The following is a 17,433-nucleotide window of genomic DNA, read 5'->3' as shown; positions in this document are numbered from 1 at the left end:
TCCTAAAATTCATTCGCAATTCTGATCATCTTGGTGAGGCGTTTGGGCGCCACCAGGGACCAGCTTTTGTAAAGCTGTTCTGCAATATGGTCCCAGTCTGTTTTTCCCTGATCCAGCCGGATCGCGATCCAGCCTGATTTTCCATAGAATTTGGGTGCGTAATACAGGTCGGGGTCGGCTTCCAACAGCGCGGCTTGTTCGTCCAGTCCGGTTGTTTTGACGAGCAGGGCGATATTGGCCTCGCCATGATGGCTCCGCGCAAAATAGGCGAAATATTTTCCGGTCTTTTCGCTGCCGACGCGCCAGCCGGGTGCGCCGAAGCTGGGCCGCTCATGGGTTTCCGGCAGCGCCAGCGCCCGTTTGCGTATCTGCGTCAAGATCCATTCAGGATCGGCCTCGCGGGTGACATATTTGGCAACGGCGGCTGGATAGAGCTGATGCTCGGCGATCAATATCCGGCTGGCCAGGCGGTCGGCATCGTCATCGGGCAGGATCGCCACTTCGGTTTGCGCCAGCACCGGTCCGTCATCCAGCTCGGCGGTCACCAGGTGGACGCTACAGCCTGCGATCCGGTCTCCTGCATCAATGGCGCGCTGGTAGGTGTCGAGCCCCTTATATTTCGGCAGCAGACTGGGGTGGATGTTGAGCATATGGTCGGCCCATTTGCGGACGAATCCATCGCTTAAAATCCGCATATAACCGGCGAGCACAACATATTCGGCGCCGGAATCTGCAATCGCCTCGTGCATGATTTCGTCATGCGCCGCACGCGCCAGACCCTTGTGCGGATGAGAAAAGGTCGGGACGCCTTCGGCCTGCGCCAGGGTCAGGCCCGGCGCTTCGGGATCGTTGGAGGCTACCAGTACAATCTCATACGGACAGTCAGACGATTTGGCGGCATAGAGGAGCGCGGCCATGTTTGAGCCGCGACCAGAAATTAATACTGCAATTTTGGCCTTTTCAGCCATTGTGGGTGGCGGTCCAGTCGTCGGTTGCTGACCAGATGCCACGGGATCCGGTTACCGAGCAGCCTTTGCTGCCGGTGCGCACATCGCCGATCCGGTGGACCGTTTCCCCAGCCGCTTGCAGGTCCGCTGTAATCGCGTCGACTTCGGCTGGCGCGACCGCCAATACCATGCCGATGCCGCAATTGAAGGTTCGGGCCATTTCCTCGGGCTCGATATTGCCCTGGGCCTGCAGGAACGCCATCAGCCGCGGCTGGTCCCAGCTGGCGGCATCGACATGGGCGTGCAAGCCGTCGGGTAGCACGCGCGGGATATTTTCCAGCAGCCCGCCGCCGGTAATATGGGCGAGGGCCTTGATCCGGCCGGTCTGCATCAGCGGCAGCAGCGCCTTCACATAGATCCGGGTCGGCGCGATCAGGGCTTCGATCAGCAATATGTCAGGGTTGAACAGCGCAGGGCGGTTCATTTTCCATCCCTTGTCCTCCGCCAGACGACGGACCAACGAAAAGCCGTTGGAATGCACGCCCGAGGATTCGAGGCCGAGCAGGACATCGCCGGGCTCAATCGTGGCTCCGGTGACCGCTTTTTCGCGCTCAACCGCGCCGACGCAGAAACCGGCAAGATCATAATCGCCTTCGGCGTACATGCCCGGCATTTCCGCGGTTTCACCGCCGATCAGCGCACAGCCGGCCATTTTGCAGCCATCGGCGATCCCGGCCACGACGCGTTCGGCGATGCCGTTTTCCAGCTTTCCGGTGGCAAAATAGTCGAGAAAGAACAGCGGTTCCGCGCCTTGCACGATCAGATCGTTGACGCACATAGCGACCAGATCGATTCCGACCGTATCATGGCGATCATGATCGATTGCGAGCTTGAGCTTGGTCCCCACACCATCATTGGCTGCGACCAGCAGGGGATCTTCATAGCCAGCGGCCTTCAGGTCGAAAAAACCCCCGAAACCGCCGAGTTCCGCATTGGCACCGGCTCGCGCCGTGGCTTTTGCCATGGGCGCAATCGCCTTGATCAGGGCATTGCCCGCGGCAATGGAAACACCGGCTTTCGCATAGGTGTAGGAATCCGGCTCATTTTGCTTTTCACTCATAACTTGTGCGATTAGACAAGTCGCGGCTGGATTTCCACGCCATAATCGTCAAAAGGGCGCAAATGAGTTTTTTGACTGACTTCAGGATCAAGATCGCTGCCATCGTAACCGTCGTGACCATGTTCGCGGGGACGGTGGTCTATGCCCAGCTGGAAGGCACCGAGCGCGGGGTTGCGCCGCTGGCGAGTACCGGCGACTTCGAGGTGACCGGCGTTGAGGTCGATATCCGCGGCGATAATGCGGCTGATGCCCGCAAAAAGGGCTGGGAAGAGGCCCAGCGCAAGGCCTGGAAGATGCTCTACAAGCGCACCCATGGCACCGAAACGGACGGCCTGGCCGATGGAAAACTGAACACGATTGTCTCGGCGATCATCGTTGAACAGGAGCAGATCGGCCCCAAGCGTTATATTGCCACGCTGGGCGTGATGTTTGACCGGGCCAGAGCGGGATCGATTCTGGGTGTCGGAGGCCGGCGGCTGCGGTCGCCGCCATTGCTGGTACTGCCGATCATGTGGAGCGGAGGATCGCCACAGGTCTTCGAACACCGCACCGAATGGCAAAAAGCTTGGGCGCGGTTCAGTTCTGGCGATAGCGTAATCGACTATGTCCGCCCTTATGGATCGGACAGCGAATCGCTGGTGTTGACCGCAGGGCAGGCCGAGCGTCCCAGCCGGCGCTGGTGGCGGAATATATTGGATCAATTCGGTGCAGCGGACGTCATTATTCCGATCGTGCGGCTGACCTACGAATATCCCGGCGGCCCCGTGACCGGTCGTTTTACGGCCCGCTATGGTCCCGACAACCGTTATATCGACAGTTTTACGCTGAAAGTGGGCCGCAGCGACGACATTCCGAAAATGCTCGATCAGGGGATAGCGCGACTGGATAATATCTATGCCAGCGCCCTGACTCGCGGCATTTTGAAAACCGACAAGTCTCTGGTTATCGAAGATCCTTTCAATCTGGATGAACTCGATCTGGAGGACTTCGACATTGCAGATGAAGAGCCGCTTGAAACAGGCGAAGGTGTGTCACCGGTCGCCCCGGCAGGCCCCGATTCCGCAGGTTCAGGCAGTGAAACGCCGGCAGCAGCCGCAGTAAGCACCATATCCTTGCAGTTTGATACGCCAGACGTCGGCGCGGTTTCACGCGGCGAGTCAGCTGTGCGGTCCATACCGGGCGTGACCGGCGCTTCGACATCCAGCCTTGCGCTGGGCGGCGTGTCTGTCATGAGTGTGACCTATAGGGGTGATATCGCCACGCTTGCGCAGGCGCTGCGCGCTCAGGGCTGGCAGGTGCAGCAGGGAGCGGGCGCCTTGCGCATCAGTCGTTCCGGACAGTAGTGAAGCGAGACCGTGAGTCAGATAGCCCTCCCTCTTGAACCGCAGTCTTCTCCGGATCATGGCGGCTATCTCGTAACAGCGGCGAACGCCGATGTGCATCGGCAGTTGCAGCAATGGCGCGACTGGCCGCACAACACGTTGATTCTGACCGGGCCGCCCGCCTCTGGCAAAACGGCCATGGCGGCGGCGTTCGTCGCTGAAAGCGACGGGCTTTGTCTGGATGATGTGTCCGCACATGAGGATGTGGAAATATTCCATCTCTGGAATCGGGCGAATAACGAGCATAAGCCCTTGCTGTTGGTGTCAGAGCAGCCCGTTGCGCAATGGGGTGTCATGTTGCCCGACCTGCAATCCCGCCTCGCGGCTTCGCTTCACCTGGAAATTGGTGCGCCGGATCAGGCGATGATTGACGGGCTGTTTCAAAAATATTTCGCGGTGCGGGGCCTGACCATATCGCAAGACGCATTGCGCTATCTGGAAAAACGCATGGTTCGCTCCTATGCTATGGTGCGCCAATTGGCGCAAAAAATGGATGCACTCGCAATAGAGTCCAAAAAACCGATCAATCTGTCGATTGCGAAATCCGCGCTCGGTTTTTTTGAGGCTGGTGATGAGAAGATGGAACTGTAACCGATGGAAAACTCTGCTGTCGAATCGCTGGGTGCGGACCTCATGACAGGGGACGACATCGATTCTCCATCGGTCGAGGATGATGGCAAGCGCTATTTCAACCGGGAAATAAGCTGGCTGGGCTTTAATGAGCGAGTTATCGAAGAGGCCGAAAACAGCGCTCATCCCTTGCTCGAGCGGCTGCGTTTCCTGTCGATTTCGGGCAGCAATCTGGATGAATTTTTCATGGTTCGCTTTGCCGGACTGGTGGGCCAATATCGTCAGAAGATCGAGGAACGATCAGCCGACGGCCTGACGGCGACCCAGCAGCTCGAAGCGATCGCGGCGCGCACCGATTCTCTTGTCACGCATCAACAACGCGTATGGTCATCCCTCTCCAAGACACTGGCTGATGAGGATATCTTTGTTTCAAATGTGGCCGCGCTCTCCGATTCTTCGCAGGCCTGGCTGCGACAGCATTTCATCGACCAGATATTCCCGGTGCTGACACCGCAAGCGCTTGATCCGGCCCATCCGTTTCCATTCATACCCAATAAGGGACTGAGCGTGGTTTTCGATCTCGTGCGGGAGTCGGATCATCAGGGGATACGGGAGCTGGTGATGATCCCGTCGGGCCTTCCCCGCTTCATCCGTTTGCCCGGAGAATCGGCTGTCTACGTGTCGGTCGAAACTGTGATTGAGGAGTTTTCCGATATTCTCTTTCCCGGCTATACCGTGAAAAGCAGCGGTCTGTTCCGGATCATCCGCGACAGCGATATCGAGGTGGAAGAAGAAGCCGAAGACCTGGTTCGCTATTTCCGCAGTGCAATCAAACGCCGTCGGCGCGGCGATGTGATCCGGCTGGAGATGGGGCCCAATCTTGCCGAGCCGGTTGTTGCGATGCTCCGCGAGCATCTGCTGCATGATGGGGCTACCGAAAGCCGGATCAATGGTCTGGTTGGCGTCGGTGACCTTGATATCCTGGTCGAAGAAGATCGTCCCGACCTCAAGTTTACGCCCTATAGCCCGCGTTTCCCCGAGCGTATCCGGGATCATGGCGGCGACTGTTTCGCAGCCATCCGTGACAAGGACATATTGGTGCATCACCCGTATGAATCGTTCGAGGTGGTGATCGAATTTCTGCGGCAGGCCGCTGCCGATCCGGATGTGGTGGCGATCAAACAGACTTTGTATCGAGCCGGCAAGCAGTCCGCTGTTATCCGTGCGCTGATCGACGCGGCCGAAGCCGGGAAATCGGTGACGGCAATCGTCGAGCTGAAGGCCCGCTTTGACGAAGAGCAGAATCTGCTCTGGGCGAGCGCTCTGGAACGCGCAGGTGTGCAGGTGGTCTACGGCTTTATCGAATGGAAAACCCATGCGAAGATTTCGATGGTCGTGCGTAAAGAGCAGGAAGGCTATCGTACCTATTGTCATTTTGGCACCGGGAATTATCACCCGATAACCGCCAAAATATATACCGATCTCAGCTTCTTTACCGCTGATCCGCGGGCCGCGCGCGATGCCGCACAATTGTTCAACTATATCACCGGCTATGTCGAGCCGAAGGCGCTGGAACTTATTTCCATGTCGCCCCGGGACATGCGCAGCGACCTGATGGGATTGATCGATCAGGAAATTGACAATGTCCGCGCTGGCAAGCCGGGTATGGTCTGGGCAAAAATGAATTCACTGGTTGATCCGGCGCTGATCGAGAAACTCTATCAAGCGAGCAATGCCGGCGTCGAAATTGATCTGGTGGTCCGTGGCATTTGCTGTCTGAGGCCCGACGTTCCGGGCATGTCCGATCATATCCGGGTGAAATCGGTGGTCGGGCGTTTTCTCGAGCACAGCCGTATCTGGGCTTTTGGCAATGGCCGAGAATTGCCGAACGACGAAGCAAAGCTCTACATTTCCTCGGCCGACTGGATGCCGCGCAACCTTGACCGGCGAGTGGAATATATGATGCCGATAACCAACGCGACGGTTCATGACCAGATCTTGGATCAGGTCATGGTCGCCAATCTGATCGACGATGAGCAGAGTTGGGAACTCAATGCCGACGGCAGCTACACCCGGGTGGTTCCCTCGGACAAGCCGTTCAATCTGCACCGCTATTTCATGACCAATCCCTCTTTGTCGGGACGAGGCAAGGCGCTCAAGAAGAGCAACGCCGTTCCCCGCCTCAGCTTGCGCCGCCGCAAGAAAAAGGCGTGACCGAGCTCCTGATGGACAAGGAGATCATCACCCGGTCCGGGCAAGCGCGGAAGAAACACGCCAGCCAGCGAACGGCTATCGTCGATATCGGCTCCAATTCCATTCGTCTGGTGGTCTATCAGGGCCCGGTGCGGGTCCCGGCGATATTGTTCAACGAAAAAGTGATGGCCGGTCTGGGCCGGGAATTGTCGACCACCGGCGCGATCGCCAAGGAATCCATGATGCTGGCGATCCGCGGCCTTGAGCGCTTTCATCGGCTGTGCATGGAAATGGAAGTCGACAGCATCAAGGCCTTCGCTACCGCCGCAGTGCGCGATGCCAGCAACGGCAAGGATTTGCTGAAAGCGGCGCGGTCCATCGGCTATGATGTGCAGGTCTTGCAGGGAGAAGAAGAAGCGGAGCTGGCGGCACTTGGCGTCATTTCCGGCATCCCGGAAGCGAAGGGAATCGTCGGCGATCTCGGCGGAGGCAGTCTGGAGCTTGCTCTGGTTGATGATGGCCGGGTGCTGGAACGCTATTCCTTTCCGCTAGGGGTGCTGAGAGTGGCCGATCTGCGGAGCAAGGGACAGGACAAGCTTAAGCGCCAGGTTCGCAAAATGCTGAAAAAGACCGGCTGGGACAAGCAGGCTCAGGAGCTTCCCTTTTATCTGGTTGGCGGATCATGGAGATCTCTGGCGCGGCTGGATATGTTTGACAGCCATTATCCGCTGCCCGTCATCCACAAATATGAGATGGAGCCGCGGCGGGCGCAGCGGCTGGTCAGCCGGCTGGCCCAATTGAACCGGGACAAGCTCAAAAACGTGCCGGGGCTGTCCTCGTCCCGCATTCCGACATTGAAGGATGCCGCCTGGCTGCTGTCGATGCTGGTCCGCTATCTGAACAGCAGCAAGATGGTTGTTTCCGCTTACGGCGTGCGCGAAGGCTTGCTGTTCCAGAATATCAACAAGCAGGAAGCGGCCCGGGATCCGCTGTTGCTGGGAACGGAGGATGCCGGTGCTGCGCAATCCCGGTTCCCCGCGAACAGCAAGCTGCTGGGCAAATGGATTGCCGAGATTTTCTCCGACGATCCGGTGGAATGGCACCGGATCCGCCAGGCCGCCTGCAATTTGGGCGATGTGGCGTGGCGAGCCAACCCCAATTTCCGGGCCGAACGGGGTCTCGAAATCGGACTGCACGGCAACTGGGTCGGGATCAGCGGGCCGGAGAGAGAGATGCTGGGGCAGGCGCTCTACACCAGTTTCGGCGGCGGCAATAATGTCTTTCCCGGTGGCGGGAAGCTGGCCAGCGAAGAAGCGACGCAGCGCGCGATCAGCTGGGGGCTTGCGATGCGTCTGGGGCAACGGTTGAGCGGCGGCACCCGCAATCCGCTGGAGCAGACCCATATCCGCAAGACCGGGAAGAAACTGGAGCTTACAATCGCCAGTGAACTGGTTCATCTATACGGTGATGCGGTGGCCAAGAGGCACGGCCATCTGGCGAACATACTGGGCCTGGAACCCGTCATGAAGAGCGTTTAGCGTCTGACGTCGGCTATTCCGTGACGGTGGTGTCGCCTTGTTGCTGGTGCGTCATTTTTAACTTGCCGTCCTTTACCGTGAAGCTCACCCGGCCTTCCACCAGATCGAGGGCATCGCGGCCAAATTCTTCGTAGCGCCAGCCCTCGAGCAGCGGGACATCTTCGCGTTCGCCCGCGACGATCCGGTCCAGATCGTCCGCCCGGGCGAGCAGGCGGGATGCGACATTCATCTCCGCCGAGCGGATCTTGAGCAGCAATTTCAGGAGGTCAGTGACCAGCGCGTTGGATTTTCCGGTCTTGGGGCGTCGGCCATTTTTCTCCGGCAGATCATCCCGTGACAGTGGCTGTGCCTGATCGAGAACGTCCATCAAACGCGCGCCGATGTCGTTATTCTTCCAGCCAGCCGACAGCCCGCGCACCTGTCCCAGCTTGGCCTGGTCCCTGGGTGGATGAGCGGCGATGTCTGCCAGCGTTTCATCGCGCATGATCCGTCCGCGCGGCAGATCTTTCGATTGTGCTTCTCTTTCCCGCCAGGCCGCCAGCGTTTTCAATCTGCCGAGCATATCGAGATTGCGGCCTTGCGACTTGACGCGCAGCCAGGCCTTTTCCGGATCGTTGACGTAATTTTCCGGGTCGGCGAGCTTCTCCATCTCTGCATTGATCCACCGGCCGCGACCGGTTTCCTTCAACTTGTCCAGCATCTTGGGAAAGATGGTTGCGAGATGGGTGACGTCGGCGATGGCATATTCGAGCTGGCGCTTGTTCAGCGGGCGCCGCGACCAGTCGGTGAAGCGAGCGCCCTTGTCCAGCTTGATACCGAGCCAGCTGTCGACCAGATTGGCATATCCGATCTGCTCGCTCTGGCCGATTGCCATGGCCGCGATCTGGGTGTCGAATATCGGGTGCGGGGTCTTGCCGGTCAGATTATGGATGATTTCCACGTCCTGTCCGCCAGCGTGGAAAATCTTGAGCACGTCCTCGTTGTTGACCATCAGGTCCAGCAGCGGATCCAGGTCAACGCCTTTCGCGAGCGGGTCAATCGCCGCCGCTTCCTTGCCGTCGGAGATCTGGATCAGGCAGAGAATGGGCCAATAGGTATTCTCGCGCATGAACTCGGTATCAACCGTGACAAAATCGGCCGTCGCGAAACGGGCGCAGATGTCGGCGATGTCCTGATTGTCCGTCAACAAATTATGGATGTGCATTTTTGTCCTATACAGCGGGCGGCTCGTCCCGCAAACAATTCGTGGTCGCAGAATAAAATTGGGGGAAAACCATGGCATTTTGGTCACTGATTTTGATCGCGGTACTGGCGTTGTTGTTGCTGGGGCAGATCATGGCGCAATGGGGAGACGCCTGTCTGGCGGTCGCGGACCCCCGGCCGATCGGCGGGAAAACGATTGAAATCACGATATTGGCCTGGGGCTTCGCTTCGCGGCGCGGGCGATCGCTGCAAGCCGACGACTGTTACCGGCTTGGCATCAACGATATGCGGTTTTTCATGACCGGGCAGGCCATATTGATCTGTGTGGTGACCCTGGGCTTTGTCCGGAAGATCAGTATCGCCTATCGTTGCTATGCGGGCGATTTTGACGTCGGAGAAGCGTGATGGCGCATGTCCTGCATCTGGGTCATCAGGTCTGGAACAACTATCACCAGACCGCTGCCTGCAATCTGAAGAGCCGGATCGAACTGATAAATGGCGAGCAGCCTAACGGCCGCGCCCATCTGAAAGGCGTTGCGGAAACCGTTCTGGCACTGCTCAGGGAAGCCAGGCAATATCAGATACCGGTGCGGCCGATCGGAGCGGGCTGGTCGCCATCGCCGATCAATGTCGTCGAGGACGGCTGGCTGGTCGAGACATTGCGGCTCAACCGGACGTTCAAGATCGGGGCCGGCAATCTGCATGCCGATTGTGATATCGGGGCTGAAGCGCTGCTGCTGGTGCAGGCAGGGGCCACTGTCGATGAGGTTTATGAGAGCGCAGAGGAACTGGGGCGTTCCTTGCGTACCGGCGGCGCCAGCAATGGCCAGAGCTTTGCCGGTGCTTGCGCGACGGGAACGCACGGCAGTGTCTGGCAGGCGGGCGGCATTCAGGATCACGTCCGGGCCGTGCAACTGGTCACGCCGGAGCGGATATTGTGGATCGAGCCGACGCAAGCCTGTCTTTCCGATGATTTTATCGCACAGACCGGCTCCGAAATCATTCGCGATGACCGGATTTTTGCGGCGGCGCTGCTGCATGTCGGGGCGATGGGTTTTGTCACCGCGTTGCTGATCGAGACCGATCCCATCTACATGGTGCAGAATATCCAGAAAGCGGCAAAGATCCGCCGCGAACATATCGACTGGCTGTGCCGCGGCGAATTCCGCAAATTTTCCTGCGCGTTTGGATTGAATGAAGAGCCATATTTTCAGCAGCTTATCCTCAATCCTTTCGACCCTTTCGACAAAAAGGCGCTGCTGAGGTTTCTGTATAAACGGCCCTATGATCCGAGTATCCCGCCACCGCCTCCGGGCGAGATGGGGGCGGGTTATGATGCGCTGACCCTGCTCGGCAAGGCGATGGCGGAAAGCGACTTTTTCCAGGCGGAGATATTGCAGCTCGCCATGGAGCAAGCCTATCCCGACAACCGGGATGTCGATGATCCGCCTGCGATCGCCACCTGGGGCTGCACCACGGAAGAACATGCGCCGATCGCCAGCCTGTTCAACGGTTCAGTAACAATCGATCGAAACAAGCTTAGCGAAGTCTTTGATTTAATAATCGATAGTTTCCGGCGCGGCGGAGGAGGTACAGTGGTTACGCTGCGCTTTGTCCGCAAGGCGAAAGGCCTGCTGGCACCGGCCCGCTGGCCAGACAATGTCGTCATCGACTTTGACGGTCCGAATGTCGAATCCAGCCATCGCGGCTATAAGAAGGTGGTCGAGGCGCTCGATGACGCCGGCATCGCCTTTACCCGTCACTGGGGCAAGACCAACAATCTCAACGAATGGCGGGTTCAGCAGGATTACGGAAAGGATTTTGACGACTGGAAATGGGCCCAGGCGCAGGTGATGCCGGATGCTGCAGACCGGCAGGTTTTTGCCAATGATGAACTGGTGAAGCTGGGGCTGATCTAGGCTGGTCTTGCCAAGAGACGGGCGAAGTCGGGCAGGCGGCAACAATGGCGGTTACAATCCTGCGACTTTTCGGTTGCGGACCGTTGCCGGTCATGCCGCCTTCCGACGCAGCCGACCGGTCATTATCAGCCCGTCGCGCAGATTGAGGCCGAGCAGCGTGATGTTGACCGCGCCAATGAGCAATTCGAGCGCCTGAACGGCGTAAAACCCAGCATCAAATGCTCCGGCCTGCGCCTTGGACGAGAGGTAAAGCGCCGAGGGTATCAAAATCAGGATACCGTTGGCAGCGATGAAAGGCATGCGTTTCTTTTTCGCTGCGAGCACCGGACCGCGCATTTTTTTGCCAAGCTGAAACCCGGTCCCGCCGGTCGCCATCAGCGCAGGGATCAATATCAAGAATCCCCAGGGGATCATGGTTTTGACCGTTGTGATGACAGACACGCTGGCAAATATCTCCGACAGAGCAGTAGAGAGCCAGAAGGTCAGGATCGTAAGCAGAGCGACCACGCCTGCAACGGGATGAATGATTTTGGGCATTGCGATTCTCCTTCTCTGCCGAATTATACATAGCACGCTATATATAATTGCATAGCAGGCTATGCAAGTGCTAATGGGTGACCCATGGATTTCATGAAAAATCAGTCGGCGGGATATCTCGCAAACCATCTGGCGCGTATCTTCGCGAGGGGATTGACGGCCAGAATTAAACCGCTGGGATTGACCACCGGCACGTTTCCGGCACTGCTGGAGCTTTGGGAAAGCGACGGATTGACGCAGAAGCAACTGGTCGAGCGGCTGGATATCGAACAGGCAACGATGGCCAACACGCTTGCCCGCATGGAGCGCGACGGACTGATTATCCGCAAGAAAGATGCGAACGACGGGCGGGTGCAAAGGATATGGCTGACCGAACGGGGACGGGATTTGCGCGAGCCCGCGATCGAGGCCGCGATGGCGGAAAATTTGGAGACGCTTTCCTGTCTCTCCGAACATGAGCAAGCTGAGTTTGTAACGACCATGCATAAGATTATCGCCGCAAACCGAGCCGGGAGCGCCTGAGGCAATTTCAGTGCCAGACGAACAATCTCGACAGGCGGCGCTTGCGGCGGGACTACGAGCAGGATTTTGCCGACTGGAAATTGGCGCAGGCGTAGGTGACACCGGATGCTGCGGACCGGCAGGCGTTTGCTAATGATGAGCGGGTGAAGCTGAGGCTGGTCTAGGTTGTTGGATAAAAATCTGCTGAAGCTGTCATTCCGCTTCCGCCCCAGTAGCGGTCTTCTCTTGCATAGATATTAGTTACCGAAACCTGCCATACAATAAAGGTGATCATCGGACCGAGATTTTAGCCCAGCATCCGTGTTTTGGGCTGAATTTACAAAGGAAGAAACTTGCCGGTCTCCACAAAAGGAAACTTCTTCACAAAGTTTCTTCAGTTCCAGACAGTTGATCTGTTTTCTCAGTAGTCAGATAGCCCATAACCGCCAGGAAAAATGAAGTCATACCCGCCAGCTCGAGGGATTCTTCGACCAAAAAGGATAAGGTGAACGCGACTTCATTGTCTTCGAACATTCCGCCGATCATCTCCATCCCAAGAGCTCCGGCGACAAACACTGCCCCCGAGCCAAAAAACCAAAGGCCGTACGGTTTCCTCAACCGGCGAAGAAACGGGATGTATAGGAATCCAAACACCGGCACCAGAACAAGGGCCGGAACAACCCAGGCGTAAAGGAGCGGCCCACTAGTTTGCAGAGCTGGCTGGAGGACATCCATCAACATTTCGTGGACGCTGCTGGCTTCGTCAAACGATAGGGCAACAAAAACTATGGCCAATATATACCAGTAGCGGGCATCAGGGTTGCGTTCTTGCGAAGCTCGGCGACCGGCTACCATCAACAAGAATGCACAGGAGAAAATCAGCAGGGTACTGTACCAAGCCCCGATATTTTGTTCGCGGTTGAGACTCAGGATACTGGTGCCTTGAACGCCATATGCAAGCAACAACCATTCGCGCAAACAGCCCAATATAACGATGATGATGGGAAAAATGATCAGCCATTTTCTCAAAATTTCGGTTGGAATTAGGTCGGTTGATCTATAATTTGCGCCAACTATCGAATTTTGGTGATCTGCGGCGGCGCTAATGCGCGCTTCCGTGTCTTTTTGCATGTTTTCCATGATAGTGGCTCTCCGGTAAGCAGTGATCTGGTGTGCAAACCTTGATACTCGCGATAGTTATAAACACGATCATCCTTATCGTTCAACCAAGGTAACCTTGTCTGTTAAGGTATCAGATATTCCCCAACCTTTTACCGACCCCATATGACCAGCGATGGTTGAAGGGTTGATCTGTAAAGAAATTGTGTCTGGAGTGACCAAAATCGGGACGGGCCGCAAGAAAAATGCCCGTTGTTCAGCTCTGCTTATATTATCGTACGCGTTGCTCAGGCGGACCGCGGGTACGTGGCGGATTTGATATTCTGGGTATGGTGAAGGCTGTACGACGGCTCTTCAGGGCGTTTAAACAATCTGTGACCATGATTAGCTAAAAATGTTGCGGGGAAAGAATGGTAATGTTGCAACGGAAGATGATGGCAGGTTCGGTATTTAGTGATGATGCTCATAAGGTGTTTGCCGCATCCTATCCCGCCTTGCCTGCGCATCTTACCCATAGCCTTGCAGGCCATCCGTTGCTTGAGATCGAGGCGCTTGCGGAACTGGCGGCGCGGATGCGTCCAGAGAAGCTGGAACATAATGCTGCCGTCGATTTGCCGCTGGGGATCAGCAACGCCGACACGCCTGCCAATGGCCTTTCGGTGCACGATACGATCGCTCAGATACATGAATGCGGATCATGGGTTTTACTCAAGTCAATCGAAGAGGATCCGAACTATGCCTCGCTAATGCGCGATGTGCTGGCCGAGATTGAACCATTGGTTGTGCCGGAGACAGGCTCTATGCTGCGCCCGGAAGGGTTCATCTTCATATCCAGTCCGCGCGCGATAACTTCACTGCATTTTGATCCGGAGTATAACATCCTGTTTCAGGCACGCGGATCTAAGACGATGACACTGTTCCCGGTGGCAGATCCGGACATCATCAGCCAGGAGTTCTTCGAGCAATATTTCGCGGGTGGCCCGCGCAATCTTCCCTGGCGGCAAGAGTGGGCCGCTCGCGCATACCCGATTTCAATCGTCCCGGGTGAAGCGATTTACGTGCCTTTACTTGCTCCGCATTGGGTTCAAACACATGATCAGGTTTCGGTCTCACTCTCACTGACCTGGCGCAGTGAATGGAGTTTTCACCATGCTGATGCCTGCCGTTTCAACCGGCGCCTGCGCCGGATCGGTGTATCGCCTCGACCGACGGCGATTTATCCTAAGGACAATAAGCTCAAATCATACTGCCAGCGCGCGCTTACGCGGTTGGGAGGCTAACACCCTCATCGACCAAACTGCCCGTTGCAGAGAGTATGCGACGCGCCATCGCTAGGTTTGGCGCAGAATTTGGATCTTTGATGGATTGATGTCCGGGGTCGGCCAACAATTCAATTCAAAGCTGCCGGTCCGCATCGCACCCAATTTTTGTCGTTCACGAAAGCTAAAGCTAGAGGCCGATTCCGGAATATCCCTGACATCCACGACTCTTCATCAACTGCGGAGCACAGCCCGTTCCACCAATCTCAAGCCTTGACAAATGGCCCGCAGACCTGTGTTACGCCTCCAATCTTTCCATTGAGGAAAGCACCCAATTTCCAAAGGTCCATCATGCACGCATATCGCACTCACAATTGTTCCGCGCTCCGTTCCTCCGACGTTGGCGAGACCGTCCGGCTGTCCGGCTGGATTCACCGCAAGCGCGATCACGGCAATCTGCTGTTTGTCGACCTCCGCGACCATTTTGGCCTGACCCAGATTGTCAGCGAAACCGGTAGCGAGGCGTTCAAGATGCTGGACGGGGCGCGCGTGGAATCAGTGGTTACGGTCACCGGCAAGGTCGTCGCTCGCGACGAGGAAACCGTGAACACAAACCTGCCGACCGGCGAAGTCGAACTGGTCGCCGATACGGTCAGCATGCAGGGACCGGCAGAAGAATTGCCGATGCCGGTTTTTGGCGAGCAGGAATATCCCGAGGATATCCGTCTGCGCTACCGCTTCCTCGATCTGCGGCGCGAGTCGGTGCACGCCAATATGATGCTGCGCTCCAAGGTGATCGCCAGCCTGCGCAAGCGGATGGCCGATCAGGGCTTTACCGAATTCCAGACGCCGATCCTGACTGCGTCTTCACCAGAGGGTGCGCGCGACTATCTGGTGCCGAGCCGCGTTCATCCCGGCAAATTCTACGCGCTGCCGCAGGCACCGCAGATGTTCAAGCAGATGCTGATGGTCGCCGGTTTCGACCGCTATTTCCAGATCGCGCCCTGTTTCCGCGACGAAGACGCCCGCGCCGACCGTTCGCCGGGCGAATTTTACCAGCTCGATCTCGAAATGAGCTTTGTCACCCAGGAAGATGTCTTCCAGACGCTGGAGCCGGTTCTGGCCGGCGTGTTCGAGGAATTTGCCAATGGCCGTACGGTCACGCCAGCCGGTGAATTTCCGCGCATCCCCTACAAGGAATCGATGCTGAAATATGGCAATGACAAGCCGGACCTGCGCAACCCGATCATCATCCAGGACGTCAGCGAGCATTTCAAGGGCTCCGGCTTTGGTCTGTTCGACAAGATCACTTCAACCGGCGGCACCGTGCGCGCCTTTGTCGCGCCGGGTGCGGGCAAGAACAGCCGCAAATTCTTCGATGACATGAACAACTGGGCGCGCAGCGAAGGCTTTGCCGGGCTGGGCTATATCAACATGAAGGACGGGGCGGCCGGTGGCCCGATTGCCAAGAACCACGGCGAAGAGGGGACGGCGAAGCTGCTCGCCGATCTCGGCTGTGGGCCTGATGATGGTGTCTTCTTTGCGGCAGGCAAGGAAGCCGAAGCAGCCCGCCTGGCTGGTGTTGCGCGGACCCGGGCGGCGGAACAGCTTGACCTGATCGACAAGAATGCCTTCAAATTCTGCTGGATCGTCGATTATCCGATGTTCGAATATGACGACGAGCTGAAGAAAATGGACTTTTCGCACAATCCCTTCTCGATGCCGCAGGGCGAACTGGAGGCGCTGGAAACCAAGGATCCGCTGGATATTCTCGCCTGGCAATATGATATTGTCTGCAACGGGATTGAGCTGTCCTCGGGCGCGATCCGGAACCACCGGCCCGACATCATGTACAAGGCGTTCGAGATTGCCGGCTATACCAAGGAGCAGGTCGACACCGAATTTTCCGGCATGATCAACGCGCTCAAATATGGCGCGCCGCCGCATGGAGGATCGGCGCCGGGCGTTGACCGGATCGTGATGATGCTCGCCGACGAGCCGAATATCCGCGAAGTCGTGCTGTTCCCGATGAATCAGAAGGCAGAAGACCTGATGATGAATGCGCCGAGCCCGGTGGCGATGAAACAGCTGCGCGAACTGCATATCCGCGTGGTCGAGCCGCCGAAGGAAGGTTAAGCTCAAATCCGTTAGTGGTGAGCCTGTCGAACCACGCTTATCGACGAGAGCCACCCTTCGACAGGCTCAGGGCTAACGGAACAAACGCATGACCAATCCGCAAGAACATCATTTCCCGTCCTCCCACGGCGATATCTGCTATTTCGAATGGGGCAGGGCGGGCGAAGGCCTGTCGATCCTGCTGCTGCACGCGACCGGTTTCCATGCCCGCTGCTGGGACAAGGTCGTGGATGCCTTTCCGAAGGGCACCCATGTCGTTGCGGTCGATCAGCTTGGTCATGGCCGCAGTGCCAGACCGGAGATCAGCGACTGGGCGATGATTGCCGGGGCAACCACGGAATTGGTAAAATCGCTTGGCGTCACGTTTGATATCGCCGTCGGCCACAGCATGGGCGGCCATTGCCTGGTCCAGACCGCCGCTCAATTGCCAGATAATATCAAGAAGCTCGCATTGGTCGACCCGGTGATCATGCCGCGCGAAGCCTATCAACAGCCCTCCGATTTCAGTGCGACCAGCGAAATGGTTGGCAAAAGGCGCAACCACTGGGACGGGCCGGACGCGATGTTTGACCGGTTCAAGAATCGCCACCCCTATAGTCTGTGGGATCCGGCAGTGCTGCGCGACTATTGCGAATATGGCCTGTTGCCCGATGGGGAAGGCGGATTTGAACTGGCCTGTCCCCCGAAAACCGAGGCTTCCGTCTATGCGACCAGCCTGACCATCGACCCATGGCCGCTGATTGCAAAAATCCGCCAGCCAGTGAAGGTGCTGCGGGCACCACAGCTTGCGCCGGGCGAGATGTTCGACTTTGCCAGCTCGCCGACGCCGCCGACGCTGGCCAACAGATTTGCCGAAGGCAGCGACGTCTATTTGGCCGACCTGACCCATTTCATGCCAATGCAGGATCCGGGGCGGATTGCGGAACTGATCATCGGCGAGCGGTGAGCGGAGCGATCGTGCGGGATATGCCGCTGCGTCATTGAGCGTCAGTCCCTTGTCCACTGTCCC

The 17,433-nt window shown here is 57.4% G+C and carries 15 protein-coding genes; 10 read left to right on the top strand and 5 right to left on the bottom strand.

The features are described from left to right. Positions 1-2: 2 nt before the first annotated feature. Positions 3-968, bottom strand: coding sequence for a phosphoribosylglycinamide formyltransferase (gene purN, locus ACN0WW_RS03880; protein WP_417609565.1), 966 nt, complete (start codon positions 966-968; stop codon positions 3-5). Beyond that, positions 961-2,067: a phosphoribosylformylglycinamidine cyclo-ligase gene (purM, locus tag ACN0WW_RS03875; protein WP_417609563.1), complete on the bottom strand. Its 1,107-nt coding sequence runs from the start codon at positions 2,065-2,067 to the stop codon at positions 961-963. The genes purN and purM overlap by 8 nt, the downstream gene beginning before the upstream one ends. A 62-nt stretch (positions 2,068-2,129) precedes the next feature. On the opposite strand from purM, the gene ACN0WW_RS03870 reads away from it, so the two are divergent. Genes ACN0WW_RS03870 through ACN0WW_RS03855 form a run of 4 tightly spaced genes read left to right on the top strand, consistent with a single transcriptional unit; the run spans position 2,130 to position 7,750 of the window. Beyond that, positions 2,130-3,410 (top strand): heavy-metal-associated domain-containing protein, encoded by a 1,281-nt coding sequence (locus ACN0WW_RS03870; protein ID WP_417609561.1) that lies wholly within the window; start codon positions 2,130-2,132, stop codon positions 3,408-3,410. Between the two features lie 12 nt (positions 3,411-3,422). Next, positions 3,423-4,040 (top strand): chromosomal replication initiator DnaA, encoded by a 618-nt coding sequence (locus tag ACN0WW_RS03865; RefSeq protein ID WP_417609559.1) that lies wholly within the window; start codon positions 3,423-3,425, stop codon positions 4,038-4,040. 42 nt (positions 4,041-4,082) lie between these two features. Next, complete coding sequence (locus tag ACN0WW_RS03860; protein WP_417609762.1) at positions 4,083-6,233, top strand: RNA degradosome polyphosphate kinase; 2,151 nt, start codon at positions 4,083-4,085, stop codon at positions 6,231-6,233. Then, positions 6,230-7,750 (top strand): Ppx/GppA family phosphatase, encoded by a 1,521-nt coding sequence (locus tag ACN0WW_RS03855; protein ID WP_417609557.1) that lies wholly within the window; start codon positions 6,230-6,232, stop codon positions 7,748-7,750. Before ACN0WW_RS03860 ends, ACN0WW_RS03855 begins: the two co-directional genes overlap by 4 nt. Before the next feature lie 13 nt (positions 7,751-7,763). Here the strand turns inward: ACN0WW_RS03855 and rnd are convergent, their stop codons facing one another. Next, positions 7,764-8,954 carry a ribonuclease D gene (gene rnd / locus ACN0WW_RS03850; RefSeq protein ID WP_417609555.1) on the bottom strand — a complete coding sequence of 397 codons (1,191 nt, stop codon included), beginning with the start codon at positions 8,952-8,954 and terminating at the stop codon, positions 7,764-7,766. Positions 8,955-9,025: 71 nt separating this feature from the next. On the opposite strand from rnd, the gene ACN0WW_RS03845 reads away from it, so the two are divergent. Both ACN0WW_RS03845 and ACN0WW_RS03840 read left to right on the top strand, forming a co-directional pair. Further along, positions 9,026-9,358, top strand: a complete 333-nt coding sequence (locus tag ACN0WW_RS03845; RefSeq protein ID WP_417609553.1) for a hypothetical protein — start codon at positions 9,026-9,028, stop codon at positions 9,356-9,358. Next, positions 9,358-10,872 (top strand): FAD-binding oxidoreductase, encoded by a 1,515-nt coding sequence (locus ACN0WW_RS03840; protein ID WP_417609551.1) that lies wholly within the window; start codon positions 9,358-9,360, stop codon positions 10,870-10,872. Before ACN0WW_RS03845 ends, ACN0WW_RS03840 begins: the two co-directional genes overlap by 1 nt. A gap of 90 nt (positions 10,873-10,962) precedes the next feature. Here the strand turns inward: ACN0WW_RS03840 and ACN0WW_RS03835 are convergent, their stop codons facing one another. Further along, on the bottom strand, positions 10,963-11,409 hold the full coding sequence (locus ACN0WW_RS03835) for a hypothetical protein (RefSeq protein ID WP_417609549.1): 447 nt from the start codon (positions 11,407-11,409) through the stop codon (positions 10,963-10,965). Positions 11,410-11,502: 93 nt separating this feature from the next. Here ACN0WW_RS03835 and ACN0WW_RS03830 point away from each other — a divergent pair, with 93 nt between their 5' ends. Further along, positions 11,503-11,931: a MarR family winged helix-turn-helix transcriptional regulator gene (locus tag ACN0WW_RS03830; protein ID WP_417609547.1), complete on the top strand. Its 429-nt coding sequence runs from the start codon at positions 11,503-11,505 to the stop codon at positions 11,929-11,931. Between the two features lie 360 nt (positions 11,932-12,291). Here ACN0WW_RS03830 and ACN0WW_RS03825 read toward each other — a convergent pair whose 3' ends face one another. Then, positions 12,292-13,050 (bottom strand): hypothetical protein, encoded by a 759-nt coding sequence (locus tag ACN0WW_RS03825; protein ID WP_417609545.1) that lies wholly within the window; start codon positions 13,048-13,050, stop codon positions 12,292-12,294. A 395-nt stretch (positions 13,051-13,445) separates the two neighbouring features. Here ACN0WW_RS03825 and ACN0WW_RS03820 point away from each other — a divergent pair, with 395 nt between their 5' ends. From ACN0WW_RS03820 to ACN0WW_RS03810, 3 genes are all read left to right on the top strand, one after another. Further along, positions 13,446-14,309 carry a cupin-like domain-containing protein gene (locus ACN0WW_RS03820; RefSeq protein ID WP_417609543.1) on the top strand — a complete coding sequence of 288 codons (864 nt, stop codon included), beginning with the start codon at positions 13,446-13,448 and terminating at the stop codon, positions 14,307-14,309. 330 nt (positions 14,310-14,639) lie between these two features. Beyond that, positions 14,640-16,424: an aspartate--tRNA ligase gene (gene aspS, locus ACN0WW_RS03815; protein ID WP_417609541.1), complete on the top strand. Its 1,785-nt coding sequence runs from the start codon at positions 14,640-14,642 to the stop codon at positions 16,422-16,424. Between the two features lie 88 nt (positions 16,425-16,512). Then, positions 16,513-17,370 (top strand): alpha/beta fold hydrolase, encoded by an 858-nt coding sequence (locus ACN0WW_RS03810; protein WP_417609539.1) that lies wholly within the window; start codon positions 16,513-16,515, stop codon positions 17,368-17,370. The last annotated feature ends 63 nt before the right edge of the window (positions 17,371-17,433 follow it).

Source organism: Parasphingorhabdus sp. (assembly GCF_048269865.1).
Taxonomy (GTDB): domain Bacteria; phylum Pseudomonadota; class Alphaproteobacteria; order Sphingomonadales; family Sphingomonadaceae; genus Parasphingorhabdus.
The sequence above is the reverse complement of the archived record's forward strand: the minus strand, read 5'-3'. Positions and strand labels throughout refer to the sequence as shown.

Coding starts and splice junctions, on each gene's coding strand:
- ACN0WW_RS03860 (WP_417609762.1), top strand. CDS start 4,083: ATGACAGGGGACGACATCGATTCTCCATCGGTCGAGGATGATGGCAAG.
- aspS (WP_417609541.1), top strand. CDS start 14,640: ATGCACGCATATCGCACTCACAATTGTTCCGCGCTCCGTTCCTCCGAC.
- ACN0WW_RS03840 (WP_417609551.1), top strand. CDS start 9,358: ATGGCGCATGTCCTGCATCTGGGTCATCAGGTCTGGAACAACTATCAC.
- ACN0WW_RS03835 (WP_417609549.1), bottom strand. CDS start 11,409: ATGCCCAAAATCATTCATCCCGTTGCAGGCGTGGTCGCTCTGCTTACG.
- ACN0WW_RS03830 (WP_417609547.1), top strand. CDS start 11,503: ATGAAAAATCAGTCGGCGGGATATCTCGCAAACCATCTGGCGCGTATC.
- rnd (WP_417609555.1), bottom strand. CDS start 8,954: ATGCACATCCATAATTTGTTGACGGACAATCAGGACATCGCCGACATC.
- ACN0WW_RS03810 (WP_417609539.1), top strand. CDS start 16,513: ATGACCAATCCGCAAGAACATCATTTCCCGTCCTCCCACGGCGATATC.
- ACN0WW_RS03870 (WP_417609561.1), top strand. CDS start 2,130: ATGAGTTTTTTGACTGACTTCAGGATCAAGATCGCTGCCATCGTAACC.
- ACN0WW_RS03820 (WP_417609543.1), top strand. CDS start 13,446: ATGTTGCAACGGAAGATGATGGCAGGTTCGGTATTTAGTGATGATGCT.
- purN (WP_417609565.1), bottom strand. CDS start 968: ATGGCTGAAAAGGCCAAAATTGCAGTATTAATTTCTGGTCGCGGCTCA.
- purM (WP_417609563.1), bottom strand. CDS start 2,067: ATGAGTGAAAAGCAAAATGAGCCGGATTCCTACACCTATGCGAAAGCC.
- ACN0WW_RS03845 (WP_417609553.1), top strand. CDS start 9,026: ATGGCATTTTGGTCACTGATTTTGATCGCGGTACTGGCGTTGTTGTTG.
- ACN0WW_RS03825 (WP_417609545.1), bottom strand. CDS start 13,050: ATGGAAAACATGCAAAAAGACACGGAAGCGCGCATTAGCGCCGCCGCA.